The organism is Niallia sp. FSL K6-0212, assembly GCF_038007605.1.
Taxonomy (GTDB): domain Bacteria; phylum Bacillota; class Bacilli; order Bacillales; family Cytobacillaceae; genus Niallia; species Niallia circulans.
Map to the genome: position 1 here is coordinate 3975444 of NZ_JBBOXL010000001.1, position 16454 is coordinate 3991897.

A 16454-nucleotide genomic window follows, 5' to 3' on the forward strand; every position below is an offset into this window, starting at 1 on the left:
TGGCCACTATTTTATTTTAGGTTCTTTCTTACTGTACTGCATATCTGCTTCTAAATGCTTATCCATATAGGAGTAAAATTTTTCCATTGTATCTTTTTCTTTTAAAATGCTTTGAAGCTTTTGAGGATCTTTCCTAACTACCTTATGTTTTTTTAATAGCTGAAATACATCTGGCAAAATACTGATATCTTCACTTTCTAAATGTAAAATGGATTGGTCCTTTAATTGAATAATTATATTGACATGTAAAGACGAGCCTAAAAGGTATAGGTAGACAGTAGGAACACGGTGTACATTAAATTCCACAGAGACGATGTCTTTATATCGTATTGTTCTTAAATCCCGTTTCTTTTTCCGTCTAAATAACCCGCATGGTGTAAACAGAATTCCTAAATCATTAAAGCTTGTATAATATATGGGATAAAGCTTACTTGCATAAGGAGGATATTTCTTTTCATATACCTCGATAATAACTGGTAAGACTCTGTTCTTTTTAGGTGATACAAACTCACTCCACTTCATTTCCGCTCCCTCCCAATTGTTAATTGCCTCCTTCAACCCCTTTTATCATTCGCTCTTTGATTATAATCTATTTTATTCTGTTACAATAATTATATTGCCAAGCAAATTCTTCTTTTTTAAACTCTATATTCAGCATAGTATATTCTATGTCTAAAGAAAAAGTTATAAAGATTCGTACATTAGATAATTTATTCGTTAAGTATAAGCTATTTTCCTCTATCTCCTCTGAAAATACAGCAATTTTCTACAGCATATTTTTTAGCTCTCCCCTTTTCAATCACCGTCAAAAAAAGGGGAGAAATGACAAAAATTATGAATGTTTTTGTCCCATTATCAGCAGATTTAGCTCTTCTTCTATTAATCCTAAATCTAAGCGCGCAAAAAGTGGCGTGACAGATAGTATTTCCTCAGGAAGTGTAGGCTGTAATCGCCACTCTAAATTTGTAATCCCAAGCATTGCTCTAATTTTCTGGGTGGAAAATGGGACAAAAGGTTCAAGAAGCTGGGCAAGATTGACAATCATAAATGTACAATTTGCTAATGTGATTTCACCAGCCTCCTTATCATTTTTTACTTGTTCCCACGGTTTTTGTTGATCAAAATAGCGATTTGCAGACCGAATATAAGCAAAAATTTCTTCTAACGCTTTTTTACTTTTTCCTCTTTCTATCCAATTACCTGCGCTTCGATAAACTTCGTCTGTGCTAGCAATGATTTCTTTGGAGACTTGTCTATTGGGAATCTTGCTGTTGTATGCTTTTTGAATAAACTTTAAGGTTCGATTCACAAAGTTCCCATAGGCGCCTAATAATTCACTATTATGACTATAAATAAATTCTCGCCACGAAAAGTCCGTATCTCTGGTTTCTGGAGCATTTATCGTTAAAAAATACCGAAGCGAATCAGGATCATATTTCTGCAAAATATAAGGAACCCAAACAGCCCAATTTTGACTAGTAGATAATTTCCTTTTTTCTAATGTTAAATATTCACTGGAGACAATATGGGTTGGTAGAGAATTTCTTCCCAATCCAAGTAAAATACTCGGCCAAATAACTGTATGAAATGGAATATTATCCTTTCCATGAACATAGTAAGATATTGTTTCAGAGTTCCAATAATCATCCACATGGAGACCTTTTGCTTTACAGGCCTCCATACTTGCTGTTAAGTAGCCTGCTACCGCTTCGATCCATACGTAAATTTTCTTTCCTTCAAAACCTTCTAATGGCACATCAATCCCATTAGGTAAATCTCTAGTTACTGCCCTATCTGGTAGTCCTTCTCGCAAATATCTTTTCGTTAAGGAAACTGCATTTTCATTCCAGAGCTGATTATCTTCTGCTTGTTTTACATAGTTTTCTAGCTCTTTCTGAAAATTGCCAAAAGCGAAATAGAAATGTTCTGTTTTCTTAATGACTGGCTCCTCCCCACAAATTTTACAACGTTTATCTTCTAATTCTAGTGGGTCTAATATCGAAGAACAGTGATCGCATTGGTCCCCTCTGGCTCTTTGCTTGCAATAAGGACAAATTCCTTCTACAAATCTGTCTGGCAAGAACTGATTATTCTTTTGGCAGTATGCCTGCTCTACGGTTTTTTTGGATAAATACCCCTTTTGCAATAAGCTTAGAAAAATCTCTTGAACAGAAGCATGATGATGCTTTGCATCTGTTCTTGTGAAAAGATCATATGAAAAACCTAGCTTAGAAAAACACTGGGAAAATTCAGCATGATAGCGATCCGCTATTTCTTGAACGGATGTATTCTCTTGTTGGGCGCGAATAGAAATAGGTGTCCCATTACAATCACTTCCTGATACGTAAAGAACTTTTTCTCCCTTTTGCCGATAATAACGGGCTAAAATGTCCCCTGGCAATAATGCTGCCACGTGCCCTAAGTGCAAAGAGCCATTCGCATATGGCCATGCTCCTCCTATAAATATACTCATATTTACTTCCTCCTTTTATAGAATTGCTTCTTTCGTTCATTTGAAATTATTTATCCAAATAAAAAAAGCATAAAAAAACGCCCTAATCTAAAAAGATTAGGACGAGTTAACCCGTGGTACCACCTAGCTTCACAAATAGTTTACACTATTTGCCTCTATTCAGTACGTCTTTAAAAAAAGAAGAGATACTGCTGCTGTTATAACGAGTGCCTATCTCGTCGTAGTCTACTCACGGATCTTTTTCGGTACGAAGCTCCAAGGTCATTTTCAATAAGGTTCATTTGCCTCTTTTCCACCGTCAGAAGCTCTCTATAAAATCTCCCCTTATTTACTTTTCCTTTTCAACGCCTACAAATTTATTAAGACTTATTGTAATTATATCCATGCTAAATGTCAATATGTTTTGAAAAAACAGGATAATTTCTACCATCCACCCTATATGACAGCGCCTACATAAACATGCAGATCATTAGGAACGATAATGTTTCCATCTTTACTGTACTTATCGAAAAGAAACCCCAGTTCTTCTACAAATTCATCATAAAAAGGATCACCTTTTTGCGGAGAATAAGATGCAGAAAGATTTCGGCCAATAAAATGTTCTTTATTCATTTTTAATGGATTGGATACCGCATAATGTTCATATCCATTTGTGAAAAAATGCTGCAGACCTAAACGATCAATATTTATACCGCCACTAAAACCTTGGAAATTCGGACAATATCTTTTGGATATTTTAGCAGTTTCTGAATTTAATTGACTCGTATGATCACGACTATTCCAAATGAGCATCACCTGACCATTTTTCCTTAGTATACGTCTGCATTCTTTTTTAAATGCATCCGCTTCAAACCAATGAAACGCCTGTGCAACTGTAATTAAATCCACACTATTATCTGCGATTCCTGTGTTTTCGGCTGAAGCATCTAGGCAAGTTACTTGTTTGAAGTCTTCCATTCTTGCTTTAAGAATAGATCTCATATCATCATTTGGCTCTATAGCGATAATATTTGTGCCGATATTTGCAGCTAGCTCGGTAAAGATTCCTGTGCCTGCTCCAATATCTGCGATGACAAAATGATCATTTGAGCCACTATACTCGGAAATAAGCTCCTTAAAAAAACGTTTAGGATAACCTGGACGATAGTGATCATATAATGTAGACTTCCCTGAGAATTTAGCCTCTGAATTCATTGTATTCCCCCTCTTTTTAACCAGACCATTTCCTTCTGCCCTAATTAATCCTATTTCCACCATATTAAATAAATATTCCACAAATAGCATTACATTCCTGCTATTGTTTGATTAGAAACAGTCCAGCTTCCATTCAGACTTCATGCTGGACTGTAATCTTATAGATTAGGCTTTAGCAACATAACTTGCCAATGCTTTTTGGACGTCATAAATACTGTTATCTTTTTTAAACTGTTTTGAAATGGCGGGCAATTCTGCCCCAGAGATCCAAATTTTTAATTCAGCATCCAAATCAAAGTGACCTGCCGTTTCTATACTGAAACGCGAAATACTTTTATATGGTACAGACATATACTCAACTTTTTTACCTGTCAGTCCTTGCTTATCAACAAAAATTAGTCGTAAGTCTGTGAATACAATTAAATCTCTGACTAATTTATAAGCAAGCTCGATTCTTTCATTCGAACCGATTATGCTGCTTAATTCTTTTTCTAGTTCTTTCAAATCTGTTTCACTTGCATTTCCCAACAACCCATTTAAAAAGTCCATTTAATCAACTCCATTTTTTGTTCATATAAAAATTTAAGATTTGTAGCTTAATTTAATTATCTACTTTCTTGCTAATGTTTGCAAAATATTCGATAATCATCTACTTGATTTTCTTTTACACCTGTAATAAAATTATTACATATGAAACATATAAAAAATGGAGACAAATTACTTCTTGTTCTTGAAGCATTATCAAACCCATACCGTTTGAAAATTATCGCTATCTTGAAAAATGAAAAGAAATATGTCAGCCAACTAGCAAGAGAGCTTGGAATCAGTAGACCGTTATTATATTTACATCTTCAAAAATTAGAAAATGCAGAATTAATTAAAGGTCATCATGAAATTTCTGAAGATGGAAAAGCAATGAAGTATTATGTGTTAATCCCTTTTTCGCTTCCTTTATCAGAGGAATTAATTGCAAACCTGGCTGATAGTGTCACGATTAAGAAAAGAAAGGAGTAAATAAAAAAATATTTTAGGGGGAACAAAATGCAAATATTTAGTATGATCAATCTCTTTATCGTAAGTATTCCTATTCTAATTGTACTTGGTTTCATATTTTATTTAGCAAGATATATGAAAAGAGCGGAAACTCGAGCAGATGAGAAGTTGAACTTAGAAAAAGAAAACATAGCTTATCAAAAAGAACAAATAGAAGCACTCCACAAATTGAAAGAAAGAATTGTGAACATCGAAAAATTGTTAAATGAGACAAATTAAAGGAGATAAACGATGAGCGTTCTTTTATTATTCTTGCCAACTTTAATTCTTTATATTTTTATTCCAGCTTTGCTGATTTTTATTCTCGTACGTTTTCTAAAAAGAAAAGAAGCACGAGCTATAGAAAGACTAAAAGTAGAAAAGGAAAGCCTTTCGATACATAAACAGCAAATGACCATTATTAATGACTTAAATAAAGAACTTTACGCGATTGAAAAAATGCTAAAAGATGTAGAATAATCTACACCATTTAGCATTTTTTTCTTTATCTTCATACATTATTCATTCAAAAAAGGGAAAAATAGTATTAAGACTAGGAAGGAATGAAGTGATGTATGAAAAGACAAACAAATTTACCATTGATAATCATGGTTATCCTCGCACTTGTTATTCAACCTTTAAATGCTTTCGCCATTTCACCGAATGTTGTTATTACAAAACAATATAAAAATATTGAAGAACTAAAATATCCATCCCTTGTTAGTGCTCCTAACAACAAAGCGCAGAATAGCGTGAACAAAATCTTATTACAACATATAAAAGCATCGTATAATCAATACATAAAGTTGATGAAAGAAATGGAAAACCTAAAAAAAGATCCAATTTGCAAAGAATCAGCATCTGCCTGTCAGTTTGAATATATAACCAACTATCAAGTCAAATATAACCAAAATAATAAATTAAGCATTTTGTTTTCTGACTATCAATTTACCGGGGGAGCACATGGGAATACAGTGATAACAACCTATAATTTCGACCTCAAATCAGGAAAGCTATTAACATTAGATGACTTTCTACCTTCCAAGGAACATTATGGCAAAGTCACAACTTATGCGATAGCATATATGAAAAAACACCCAGAAATTTTTTACTCAGATGCAAAAGAATTCACCGATTTTAAAGTGACAGACGAAACGAATTTCTATTTAGCAGATAACGGGATAGTGCTCATTTTCCAGCAATATGAAGTTGCCCCGTATGCTTCTGGCAATCCCTCGATATTCATCCCGGCATCTGTATTCTCTATATAAGGAATAATAATTTAAAAAGTAAAGGTGCATTATTATACATTGCTTGAAGCCGAAACAGCTTCATCTAAAAAACCGATTCTGAAAGAGTTATTTTATGCGAACTAAAATAACTCTTTCAGAACCGTATTATAATTAATGAAAAACACGAATAATCATTAGAAGATCGTATGTGAACTGCCCCCTGTCAAGTAGACAGTGGAAATAATAAAAAAGATCTAAGCGGCTTTAACTCTATATTCCATAGGGCTAAGGCCGTTTAATCGTTTTTGATATCTATTGTTATTATAAAATTGGATATAGTCATCTATCGCAAGAGAAAGTTCCTCAAAGGTCTTATATTTGTGTAAATAATACTTTTCGCATTTCAGTGTCCCCCAAAAAGACTCCATTGGACCATTATCAATACACTTTCCAACTCGTGACATACTGTGTGTTATCTCTGCCTCGTCTACTTTAAGCTTAAAACCTTTTGAAGTATACTGATACCCTCGATCACTATGGATAATTGGATGTTCTTCCTCCAATAAAAGTACGGTTGCTTGATCAAGCGTTTGGAATACAAGTTCATTATTATTCGAATGTCCTAAAACATAGCTAACAATGGATCCATCATAAAGATCCCGAATGGCACTTAAATATGCCTTCTTTGATGAACCATACTTAAATTCTGTCACATCCGTCACCCACTTTTCATTTGGTTTTGTTGCGGTAAATTCCCGATTTAAGATATTCTCTGCCACTTGTTGGGGAACGGAGCGTTTATAACGTTTTTTCTTGATACGAATGATCGAGCGTAAGCCAACCACTTTCATTAGTCGATAAATTCTTTTATGATTCAATCTTTCTTTAAACTGTCTATTCATGTGAAGGGTCATTTGGCGATAACCGAAGATGCCCTCCACTTTTTCATGGAGAATTTTCATCTCTTTCATGATTTTCTCATTCAATAGCTCTTGAGAAGAAGGAACGCGATGAAGCCACTTATAATAGGCGGATCGTGCAATTCCCGCTATTTCACTCAGTAAACGAATGCTTATATTCTCTTCCTGATGGATCTCTTGAATAGCGATATACTTATCCTCCGATTGGATTTGACTTATTTTTGCCTCCTTTCGATCTCCTCTAACTTTTTTAAAAATAAGTTTTCTGCACGTAATCGCTCATTTTCTCTTTCTAACTTCTTCATTTGAAGAGTTATTTTCTCCTCTTGAGTTAGCTCGGATTCCTCTTTCGTAGAACCACGCCTATCTTTCAATGCATCTACTCCGCCATCTTCATACTTCTTAACCCATTGATAGATTTGTTGATAAGAAACCTGATGAGTATTAGCTGCTTCTTGATAGTCTTTTTTGTTCCCTAAACAATCTAGCACAATTTGTATTCGTTCTTCCCAAGTCGTTTTTCTTCCCTTAGTCATAGAGCTCGTCCTTCCTTGTGACGTATCTTTTATTTCACTATGACTATTATACTTCTTAATCCACCTTCTAAGGACAGATGGATCTGATATTTCATACATTCTCGTAATTTCACGAATCGAGTAATTTCCAGAGGCATAATCTTGAATAGCGGATAACTTTAGTTCTTTAGAATACTTTTTCCAGGAAGAAGTCTCTTTTAGTCCTTCTAAACCGAATGTATCAAATTTATATTTCCATTCCAAAACGGTAGAAAAGTGCACCTTATAAATCGATGAAACTTGGAGTGACGAATTTACTTCCCCTAAAGCTTTCACTATTTGATATTTCTCTTCTACAGAATAAGATTTTCTAGGCATAAAAATACTCCCCTATAAGTAACCAGATTTTTATTTTTTAATCTGTCTACCTATAGGGGAGCATATCAATGCAGGCTTCTAATAATTATTCGTGTTCGTCTTTTTAGTGGATATTCAACTGCTATTTTCCTTTATTTTTTCTTTGTCTCTCTATTTCTGCTTGCAGGCGGCCTTCAGGAGCAAAGTCTTTTTCCCAATTTGGCGGCTTAATAATTTTACCATCTTCTTCTCTAAATCTTGGTTTACCATCTTCAAATAGCTTACCCATATTTGCTTCTTGAACAATTTGGAAGAGAGAAAATGGTTCAACACCAGCAATGACAAAACTTCCTTGATTAAAGTATTCTACATCCGTTAAAGCATCCATTTGTGCTACTAATTTATCGTCAACGGGTTTCTTTTCCGAAAGTATTTTATCAGCAGCTTTATTTAGTCCCTTTAAAAACTGCTCATATAATGCTTTAAATTTACTTTCGTCCCCTTCTGCTGTTGCATATAAAAATTCTACTAACTCTTCTCCAGTCCAAACAGCTCGATTAACAGCTGTTTTTTCTGCGATTGCAGTAGGTTCTGCAGCTACTTCATGTCCAAATGCTTCATGAAATTTTTTTACCATATGATACATTGTATTATTATCCATTATTACTCCTTCTCACAACTTTAGCCAATTCCCTCAACTAGTCTAGCTTGGTTTAGTTAAGAATTGCTGACTTAATTAATTAATCATAGATATTGTACCATTAGATTCCCTGTTTTGCAGGGGATTCGATTAATTTTAAAAAATTTCACGGCAAAAGGCTTCTCTATCTTTTATATAACACCTTTAAAATCCTATTATAATAATCTTTTTCAAATAGTGAAAAAACACTAATTTACTACAGTTTAATAGCCTGTTATAATACTAGAGGGAAAGAGGTGTTTAATCAATGGAGATATTTAGTATTCAAGAATTAGAAAAAGTAATACGTCATGTCGAAATTGAAGGACAAGGGGGAATTTTTCAAGAAGAAACAGGGAAACAACCTAAAGATTATCCGAAGGAATTCCTTGGTCGTATCGTTAATTACATTACTGATAATCAGTTAATTAAAAAAATCCAGAAATTAACCGATGATGAAGCACTTCACTTATTTGTAAAATCAGTATACGTTGTCTGTATTAAGGATTTACATAGCGCTGATGATATCCAGGAACAAGATCTTGTACAAAAAGTTTTTTCTGATTATTTAAAAGAAACATCGATGGCCTAATAAAATATAAATATATTTTGCAACATAACAAAGACTAGGATGGCTTCCACCCTAGTCTATTTTTTCCATTGATTTAGTACGGTACATATTACTGTATATAAGCTTTGTCGGATTTTTTTTGTATAATTTTTCATATTTCTTGTGGGCCATTAAGTTATCTTTCCAATTAGGAGGAAAGACGATTTTCTCTTTTAATTCTTGAAAAATACTCATGTTTTTCCCACCCTTATCTAGATGATAATCTTCGTATACCCGCTTCCACTCCTTCTTTAAACCTAATTTTCCTAATCCATTTTTATTTTTTAGTATGGAAAGGATTTTCCCAAAAAGAATCACACAATAGTTGTACTTCCCTCCATCTTTGCGTAAAATAAATAAATAGTTATCTATTTTTTAAAGGACAGGAAGTTAATTATGACAAAATTCGGTTGGTTTTTATCGTTGGTTGGATTTCTTGCAATCTTAAGTAGTATTCTTTATCCATTTGATGTTATTAGTAAGCAAACAGTCTTGATTCTTCTTTTTGGAGGCGCTGGAACTATGTTTGTTGGTTCAATGATTAGAAATTTATCCCTTCTTAAAAAAATTCCAAAATAACTGGAGGAAAACGGGAATACTAAGCTAATGCCCCATTTCTATCCAGTCACAAGGCTGTCTCTACAAACGGGACAGCCCTTTTCAATCAAGAGGAGGAAGGAAAATGGAAATTAGACAGCTACATTACTTCGTTGAAGTGGTGAAACAAAAAAATATGACAAAAGCCTCGGACAAGCTGCATATTTCACAGCCTGCTCTAAGTAAAGCGATCAAAAGCTTAGAAGCGGAGATTGGCTTAACCTTAATTCACCGTTCCAATAAAACCCATGAACTTACAGATGCAGGCTCAGTAGTTTATGAATATGGACAAAAAATTATTGCTCAAGTGGAAGAAATGTCATCCACCTTGCATGATATGACCAATTTAACAAGAGGAAATATTAATATTGGTCTTCCGCCGATCATTGGAAGCTTATTCTTCCCCAAAATAATAGCCGCATTTCATAAAGCATATCCAAATATCCAAATAAATATAAAAGAATATGGGGCGGCAAAAGTTGTGAAAAGTGTCGAAGAGGGTGAATTTGAAATGGGTGTCGCTGTTCTTCCTTTAGCAGATGAGGCTTTTAACGTCTTCCCACTTGTAAAGGAAGAAATGAAATTAATAGTACCTGTATCTCATCGGCTTGCAAATAAAAAGAAGGTGCAAATGAAAGAATTAAAAGAAGAAGAATTTATTTTTTACAGTGAAGAATTCGCCTTATATGAAATTATGCGCAAAAAGTTCATTCAAGAAGGTTTTGAACCAAATATTATCTTCAAAAGCTCCCAGTGGGACTTTATGGTTGAGATTGTGGCAGCGAACCTAGGAATTTCGATTCTCCCCGAATCAATATGCAATCGAGCAAATAATAATCAAGTTCGCTTTGTTGATTTAGAACCTATTACCAATTGGGAACTAGTTATCATTACGAAAAAGGATCGCTATTTATCCGTTGCTAGCAGAAGATTCATTGACTTTGTTCTTAACAATGAATAAGGTCTATATAGCTCTGCTAGCATCATTATAACTATTAGTTATATTAACTATAATTACTATGTATTTTACGAATAACCAAGTTAAGCGTATGATATTCATATACGAAACAGATGGAAGATTTCATTCCATCAAATGAATATCAGAAGGTGATCTCATTGAAGAATATAGTGATAATTGCTGGGCAAATCATATTCCTTCACGTTTTTCTTTTTATCGGGATGGGAATTAAAATGATTGTTACGATACCAATTCCTGCTTCAATGATTGGATTAATAATTCTTTTTATTGGATTAAAGCTTAAATTAGTGAAAGTGGAATGGGTAGAAAAAGGAGCAGCTTGGCTGCTTGCAGAATTGTTATTATTTTTTATTCCATCAGCTGTTGGAATTGTTAATTATAACGAAATTTTCAATATAAAAGGAATTGAAACAGTCTTACTAATTGCAATAAGCACATTTTTTGTTATGGGGGCTACTGGTTTTACTGCTGAAAAAATTTATAACAGAAAGAGACGTTTTAGCAAATGATCAAAATTATTATTCTTACCATTATGACTTATGTACTTTATCGAATAGCAAAAGCATGTTATAAAAAATATAATATGCCGCTATTTCACCCATTATTAGTTACCCCCATCTTGCTCATCTTATTTATTACTGTTTTTCATATTCCAGCAACAACTTATATGAAATCAGCTCAGCCTTTAACCCATTTATTGGGTCCAGCGACTATCGCTTTTGCTGTTCCTATTTATAAAAATTTACATTTATTGAAAAAGCATTTTTCCATTATTATCGTCAGTGTAACAACAGGCACATTGGTTGCTATCTTTTCATCCTATTTATTATCTATTTTGATTCGATTAAACAATGATTTTATTATGAGTATTTTACCGCGTTCCATAACTACCCCTATCGCTATTGTTGTTTCAGAAGAAATCGGTGGTCTGCCGACATTAACAACAATATTCGTCATTATAACAGGGGTTCTTGGAGGAATTATAGGTCCTTATGCTATAAAATGGCTGTCCCTTCGTTCTCCCATTGCAAAAGGCTTAGCGCTTGGAATGGGAGCACATGGGGTTGGAACATCAAAAGCAATGGAAATTGGTGAACAAGAAGCAACCTTCTCGACATTAGCCATGATATTAGCAGCATGGATCACTGTCCTATGGGGTACATCCTTAATTCCATTAATGCTTAGTTTGACTGTATGATTAATCGAGTTTTAGGGACAAAAAAATTTTATAGGAGCTGCATTAAAAACGCAAAAATAGTGCTAGAGACATTAAACTCCTAAGGAAAGGTGAATGTCTCTAGCACTATGGAATGTTCGATAAAAATGATCAAAAGAGCTCAAACGATATATGTTTGCATTTATGTATTTATTTGCGTTTATTTTAAGCTGGAAAATAAACGCAAATATCAAAAAATCTCCATCAGTGGTTTGGACCATACAAGATTTATCCCACTAAATATAACCTTCAGTGGAAAAGTCTTGTGAGGTCCATCCTATTTTGGAAAATTCCTCTTTTATTTTGAATATATACTATTATTATTTACTACTTGAAGCTCTCTAGTTGTTTTTACCATGTCACTTCCGCAGATTGGGCACTTTGGTGTCTCACTGCTTTTAAAATTATCACGAATCCAACATTTACATGTGTCTGATGTACAATCCCAAACCACCACTTCTTCTTTAACAATTTCTTCATTATTTCTTCTACCAAATCCCATTGCCAAATGAAGCACCTCCAGGAAGCTAATTATTTGTTAAAACTTCGATTCCCATATACGTTCATAAAAGTAAATCATTACTGCTACGAACTAAATAATGAACTACAAAACGATAGTTTTAACAGGATAAAAATAAAAAACACTTGTAAACCAGAGAAAAACATAAAAATCCCTAAACAAGTGTAAACAAAAAATATGAACAAAATCTATTATTAAATATACCATATCCTGATAAAAATGTCAAACTGTTTATTATGCCATACTTTCTACCCTCAATGCAAATATTATTTTAAAAAACTACTTTATTTTTTTTAAATCGATTAGAGAGCAATTTAGTCCTAGCAAGAATACAATTAGCTATTCCCGCTTTTATATGATATTATTTTCAGAGTGAAAACACTATAATATTGTTGCGAATTTATTGGAGGTTTATGGAGTGAACATTAAAGAATATACTGTTGAGGAAATTAACGATCCTACCGGCATTCTTGCTGGTCAGCGCTTTGAATTTTTTCTTACTGTCGAGTTTGATGAGGAAGATGAATTAGCAGATGAAGATCATTTACAAATAAAAATCTTATTTTCAGTAGACGAAAATGGATCCCGTATATTGAATTATCATTTTTATAATAGTTTAGAAAATAAATATTTGGATTATGGTTTAGAGGATGAAGAATTAGAACAAATACAAGCATTTTGCAAGAAGCATTATTTAGAGGATTAATATTAAACCAATGCCGTTCAGATGGAATTACGCTAATAAAGCTGGAGAAAATAATCTCCAGCTTTTTTCTTTATACTTCTACCGATTTTCCATCCTCTACAATATGGTGCATTAAATGAGCCAGATAGTGAATAGGGCCAAAGTCCTCTTCCTCTTCTTCTCCTTCTTCATATTGGAGATCATTTAGGTGCAAGGCAACAAATTGATAAAAATCTTTTAGTTGAAAACTAAAGCATGCTGTTGGTTCTTCCTTTTCTTCTTCATATTGCAGAACTAAGTATGATTCTTTACCTTGTTCATCTTCAGCGTCAAAATAAATAAAAAATCCGATATTTGTATCTAATTCAAATAATTGACGTGTACCGCCACTGGTAACACGATTAAAATCGTCCTCACTTAGTTTTTGCACAATCATTTGGTCTACTCCATCTTCTACATGAAAATTCACTGTAAATTCTTTCATGTTCTGCACCTCTTTCTTTCTCTATATCACTTAACAGATCAAAATAAACTCCACTTTAAACTCAATGTGGAACACAGCTGCATGAGCCGATAAGAAACAAACATCAAGGAAATTTTTTTCCCGCTTGATGAAAGTATTCTATCTTATTTTATCCAAACAGTTTCCATTTAGCAAAAAAAGAGCCCCGTAGGACTCTTCCTTACATTTTATAGTTTTGTTACATTTACAGCCTGCGGCCCGCGGCTGCCTTCTTCTATATCAAAATTAACTTCTTGACCTTCGTCTAAAGTTTTGAATCCTTCTGTTTGGATCGCTGAATAATGTACAAATACATCTTCTCCGCCATCTACTTCGATAAATCCAAAGCCTTTTTCTGAATTAAACCATTTTACTTTACCTGTTGCCATTTTTTTATTGCCTCCTAGATTTAAATAACAAGGATATATCCTATCCTTCATTTACCTAGTTTCCCCAATTTATTTCTTTTAAAACGCTGAAACATTAAATTCCATTATTTTCTTCCTACTATTAGGGAGACATAGGTATAAAGTAAACTTAAAACGATTACTTACTTCTGTTACGACTTCTAGGTCTTCTATCACCAGAAGAGTTCGGGCGTTTTCTATCATAGCTGCCTCGTTCTCCCCCACGATCAGAACGACGTCTACGATTACCGCCGCCAGATCGGTTATCTTTTTTCTTTGAACGCAGTGGTTCAACAGCCGTTAATTTAACTGGTGTAGCATCTGGCTCTTTTGTAAGAAGCTTCAATGCTGCTGCAAGTAGTGTTACAGAATCTGTTTCTTCTAATAAACCTTCTGCAACTCGCTTATACTCTGCATAGTCATTTTCTTCGATTGTTTTGGCAATTTTACTAATTGTTGCTTGTTGGTTTCCAGCTAACACATCTGTTAGAGAAGGAATCGGCTTCTTCGTCATTGATTTCTTCGTCACATTTTCAATAATACGTAAATGATCAAGTTCTCTAGGAGAAACAAATGTTACAGCAAGACCTTTTTTACCAGCACGTCCTGTTCTACCGATTCGGTGAACATAGCTTTCTGGATCTTGTGGGATATCAAAGTTATAAACATGAGACACACCGCTGATGTCAAGTCCTCTAGCTGCTACATCTGTTGCTACCATAATATCAATGCTTTGTTCCTTGAAACGACGAATTACTTGGTCACGTTTACCTTGTGGAATATCACCATGAATTCCTTCTGCAGAGTATCCACGTTTAATAAGACCTTCCACCACTTCGTCCACACGTCTCTTCGTACGACCAAAGACAATAGCAAGTTCAGGTGATTGAATATCCAGCAAGCTGCATAATACATCAAATTTTTGACGCTCTTGTACTTCGATATAATGTTGCTCAATGTTTGTAACAGTCATTTCTTTCGCTTTCACTCTTACAACTTGAGGTTCAACCATAAATCTTTCAGCAAGGCTTTGAATTCTTTTCGGCATTGTTGCTGAAAACAATAACGTTTGACGAGACTCTGGAGTTTCGCTTAAGATTCTTTCAATATCATCAATGAAGCCCATGTTAAGCATTTCATCTGCCTCATCAAGAACAATCATTTTTAAATCTTGTAAACGAATTGTCTTACGCTCAATATGGTCAATTAATCGACCAGGTGTAGCCGCAATAATTTCCGGCTTCTTTTTAAGTCCGCGAATTTGGCGGTTAATGTCTTGTCCACCGTATATTGGCAGGGTACGGATTCCTTTTACTGAGCCAATACGATTTAATTCTTCTGCTACTTGGACTGCTAATTCTCTCGTTGGAGCAATAACTAGTCCTTGAACTGCTTTGCCAACCTCAATTTTTTCTAATAAAGGCACACCAAAGGCAGTTGTTTTACCAGTACCTGTTTGAGCTTGTCCAATCATGTCCTTACCTGATAATGCAATCGGAATCGCCTGCGCCTGAATTGGTGTTGGCTCTTCAAATCCCATATTTGATAATGCTTTTTCTAAACTGCTGCTTAATTTAAAATCTGAAAAAGTTGTCAATACTTTTTCCTCCTTGTTATTGTACTCCGTTGATTGATATTCCTTAGAATATAGGGCCAGAAATGTCGTAGGATAGGATCTTTATCATTTTTAAATGAATGGATCCCACTAATTTTAGCGCATGATTACTCTTATATAGACCTTAAAACACCGCCCTATTATTAGGGACATTATTTGTTTAGAAAATACCAACCTAGAGTGTATTGTTTTATTTTGTTATAAATATATACTCTCCATTTTATTTCACTTTTTTTCATTTTCCAAAACATTAAGGTAAATAGGACCAATTAAAAGCCTGCATACCATACTTTAGTGGGAAATTATGTGGTTTTTTAACGGATGAATATAATGAAGTTGATGGAGAATTTTTTATCCAAATGCTAATCTAAGCCATTGATTTTTGTTATTCTTCCTTTCAATGAAAAACAAAAGCTTTATGGGAAACATCATTAAAAAAGGTGATGCATTTTGAAAGGCATCACCTTTTTTTGTTTTCTTATTAAGCTTTAGTTACGTTAGAAGCTTGTGGTCCACGGTTACCTTCAACGATTTCAAAAGTTACGTCTTGGCCTTCTTCTAAAGTTTTGAAACCTTCTGTTTGAATTGCAGAGAAGTGAACAAATACGTCTTGACCTTCAGAAGACTCGATGAATCCAAAACCTTTTTCTGCGTTAAACCATTTTACTTTACCTGTGTTCATTGTAAAACCTCCAAAAATGTGTTACACACTAAGCACCTAATATAACTTTTAGGAATCGATACGTCATTCAACATGAAAAAGCCGTAACTGAAATGATGTAGAAGAAATCGCCTACATACATTGCAGCTACGACCACCTTATCCATAAAACATATACCGAACTTAATTGCGTTACACTTATAATATAATTTTTTTACGTTTTTGTCAATAACGTTTTCAAAACTTATAATATTACACCAA

The 16454-nt window shown here is 34.0% G+C and carries 22 protein-coding genes and 1 other annotated feature; of the genes, 10 read left to right on the forward strand and 12 right to left on the reverse strand.

What is annotated here, in order from left to right; all coding sequences use genetic code 11:
* Positions 1-6: 6 nt before the first annotated feature.
* The 4 genes from MHH96_RS18980 to MHH96_RS18995 form a co-directional block, all read right to left on the reverse strand.
* Entirely contained in the window at positions 7-522 is a 516-nt protein-coding gene (locus tag MHH96_RS18980) for a hypothetical protein (protein WP_047940509.1), read from the reverse strand.
* A 310-nt stretch (positions 523-832) separates the two neighbouring features.
* Positions 833-2473 carry a methionine--tRNA ligase gene (metG, locus tag MHH96_RS18985; protein ID WP_341117865.1) on the reverse strand — a complete coding sequence of 547 codons (1641 nt, stop codon included), beginning with the start codon at positions 2471-2473 and terminating at the stop codon, positions 833-835.
* A 94-nt stretch (positions 2474-2567) separates the two neighbouring features.
* Positions 2568-2827: a binding site (T-box leader), on the reverse strand.
* 81 nt (positions 2828-2908) lie between these two features.
* Positions 2909-3667: a class I SAM-dependent methyltransferase gene (locus MHH96_RS18990; RefSeq protein WP_047940703.1), complete on the reverse strand. Its 759-nt coding sequence runs from the start codon at positions 3665-3667 to the stop codon at positions 2909-2911.
* A gap of 165 nt (positions 3668-3832) precedes the next feature.
* Positions 3833-4216 carry a PH domain-containing protein gene (locus MHH96_RS18995; RefSeq protein ID WP_341117866.1) on the reverse strand — a complete coding sequence of 128 codons (384 nt, stop codon included), beginning with the start codon at positions 4214-4216 and terminating at the stop codon, positions 3833-3835.
* A 141-nt stretch (positions 4217-4357) separates the two neighbouring features.
* Between MHH96_RS18995 and MHH96_RS19000 the strand changes: the two genes are divergently transcribed.
* From MHH96_RS19000 to MHH96_RS19015, 4 genes are all read left to right on the forward strand, one after another.
* The gene (locus MHH96_RS19000; RefSeq protein WP_047940506.1) at positions 4358-4681 is read left to right on the forward strand and encodes an ArsR/SmtB family transcription factor; all 324 of its coding nucleotides are present in this window, start codon (positions 4358-4360) and stop codon (positions 4679-4681) included.
* Positions 4682-4708: 27 nt separating this feature from the next.
* On the forward strand, positions 4709-4939 hold the full coding sequence (locus MHH96_RS19005) for a hypothetical protein (protein ID WP_047940505.1): 231 nt from the start codon (positions 4709-4711) through the stop codon (positions 4937-4939).
* 12 nt (positions 4940-4951) lie between these two features.
* Positions 4952-5179, forward strand: a complete 228-nt coding sequence (locus MHH96_RS19010) for a hypothetical protein (protein ID WP_047940504.1) — start codon at positions 4952-4954, stop codon at positions 5177-5179.
* A 95-nt stretch (positions 5180-5274) separates the two neighbouring features.
* Entirely contained in the window at positions 5275-5970 is a 696-nt protein-coding gene (locus MHH96_RS19015) for a DUF3298 and DUF4163 domain-containing protein (protein ID WP_095322262.1), read from the forward strand.
* 215 nt (positions 5971-6185) lie between these two features.
* Here the strand turns inward: MHH96_RS19015 and MHH96_RS19020 are convergent.
* Positions 6186-7744, reverse strand: a protein-coding gene (locus MHH96_RS19020) for an IS3 family transposase (protein ID WP_156485505.1) whose coding sequence is annotated in 2 segments (ribosomal slippage) — positions 6186-7105 and positions 7105-7744 — 1560 coding nt in all. Because the reading frame shifts where the segments join, the coding sequence is not laid out codon by codon here.
* 121 nt (positions 7745-7865) lie between these two features.
* Positions 7866-8384: an HAD family hydrolase gene (locus MHH96_RS19025; protein ID WP_047940502.1), complete on the reverse strand. Its 519-nt coding sequence runs from the start codon at positions 8382-8384 to the stop codon at positions 7866-7868.
* A gap of 286 nt (positions 8385-8670) precedes the next feature.
* Here MHH96_RS19025 and MHH96_RS19030 point away from each other — a divergent pair, with 286 nt between their 5' ends.
* On the forward strand, positions 8671-8994 hold the full coding sequence (locus MHH96_RS19030; RefSeq protein WP_047940501.1) for a hypothetical protein: 324 nt from the start codon (positions 8671-8673) through the stop codon (positions 8992-8994).
* Positions 8995-9045: 51 nt separating this feature from the next.
* Here the strand turns inward: MHH96_RS19030 and MHH96_RS19035 are convergent, their stop codons facing one another.
* Positions 9046-9207 carry a hypothetical protein gene (locus MHH96_RS19035; protein WP_156485378.1) on the reverse strand — a complete coding sequence of 54 codons (162 nt, stop codon included), beginning with the start codon at positions 9205-9207 and terminating at the stop codon, positions 9046-9048.
* A 201-nt stretch (positions 9208-9408) separates the two neighbouring features.
* Here MHH96_RS19035 and MHH96_RS19040 point away from each other — a divergent pair, with 201 nt between their 5' ends.
* From MHH96_RS19040 to MHH96_RS19055, 4 genes are all read left to right on the forward strand, one after another.
* The gene (locus tag MHH96_RS19040) at positions 9409-9591 is read left to right on the forward strand and encodes a hypothetical protein (protein ID WP_047940499.1); all 183 of its coding nucleotides are present in this window, start codon (positions 9409-9411) and stop codon (positions 9589-9591) included.
* Positions 9592-9694: 103 nt separating this feature from the next.
* Positions 9695-10570, forward strand: a complete 876-nt coding sequence (locus MHH96_RS19045; protein ID WP_047940498.1) for a LysR family transcriptional regulator — start codon at positions 9695-9697, stop codon at positions 10568-10570.
* 146 nt (positions 10571-10716) lie between these two features.
* Positions 10717-11097, forward strand: coding sequence for a CidA/LrgA family protein (locus MHH96_RS19050; protein ID WP_235844422.1), 381 nt, complete (start codon positions 10717-10719; stop codon positions 11095-11097).
* The gene (locus MHH96_RS19055) at positions 11094-11786 is read left to right on the forward strand and encodes an LrgB family protein (RefSeq protein WP_341117868.1); all 693 of its coding nucleotides are present in this window, start codon (positions 11094-11096) and stop codon (positions 11784-11786) included. The genes MHH96_RS19050 and MHH96_RS19055 overlap by 4 nt, the downstream gene beginning before the upstream one ends.
* 316 nt (positions 11787-12102) lie before the next feature.
* Here MHH96_RS19055 and MHH96_RS19060 read toward each other — a convergent pair whose 3' ends face one another.
* The gene (locus tag MHH96_RS19060) at positions 12103-12306 is read right to left on the reverse strand and encodes a cold-inducible protein YdjO-related protein (RefSeq protein WP_171510321.1); all 204 of its coding nucleotides are present in this window, start codon (positions 12304-12306) and stop codon (positions 12103-12105) included.
* Between the two features lie 436 nt (positions 12307-12742).
* Between MHH96_RS19060 and MHH96_RS19065 the strand changes: the two genes are divergently transcribed.
* The gene (locus tag MHH96_RS19065; RefSeq protein ID WP_341117870.1) at positions 12743-13030 is read left to right on the forward strand and encodes a DUF6509 family protein; all 288 of its coding nucleotides are present in this window, start codon (positions 12743-12745) and stop codon (positions 13028-13030) included.
* A 70-nt stretch (positions 13031-13100) separates the two neighbouring features.
* Here MHH96_RS19065 and MHH96_RS19070 read toward each other — a convergent pair whose 3' ends face one another.
* The 4 genes from MHH96_RS19070 to MHH96_RS19085 form a co-directional block, all read right to left on the reverse strand.
* A complete protein-coding gene (locus tag MHH96_RS19070) occupies positions 13101-13493 on the reverse strand; it encodes a cytosolic protein (protein ID WP_172865064.1) in 393 nt (130 codons plus the stop codon).
* Between the two features lie 206 nt (positions 13494-13699).
* Complete coding sequence (locus MHH96_RS19075) at positions 13700-13900, reverse strand: cold-shock protein (RefSeq protein WP_047940491.1); 201 nt, start codon at positions 13898-13900, stop codon at positions 13700-13702.
* A 157-nt stretch (positions 13901-14057) separates the two neighbouring features.
* Positions 14058-15515: a DEAD/DEAH box helicase gene (locus MHH96_RS19080; protein ID WP_047940490.1), complete on the reverse strand. Its 1458-nt coding sequence runs from the start codon at positions 15513-15515 to the stop codon at positions 14058-14060.
* 499 nt (positions 15516-16014) lie between these two features.
* The gene (locus MHH96_RS19085) at positions 16015-16215 is read right to left on the reverse strand and encodes a cold-shock protein (RefSeq protein ID WP_016203922.1); all 201 of its coding nucleotides are present in this window, start codon (positions 16213-16215) and stop codon (positions 16015-16017) included.
* Between the last annotated feature and the right edge of the window lie 239 nt (positions 16216-16454).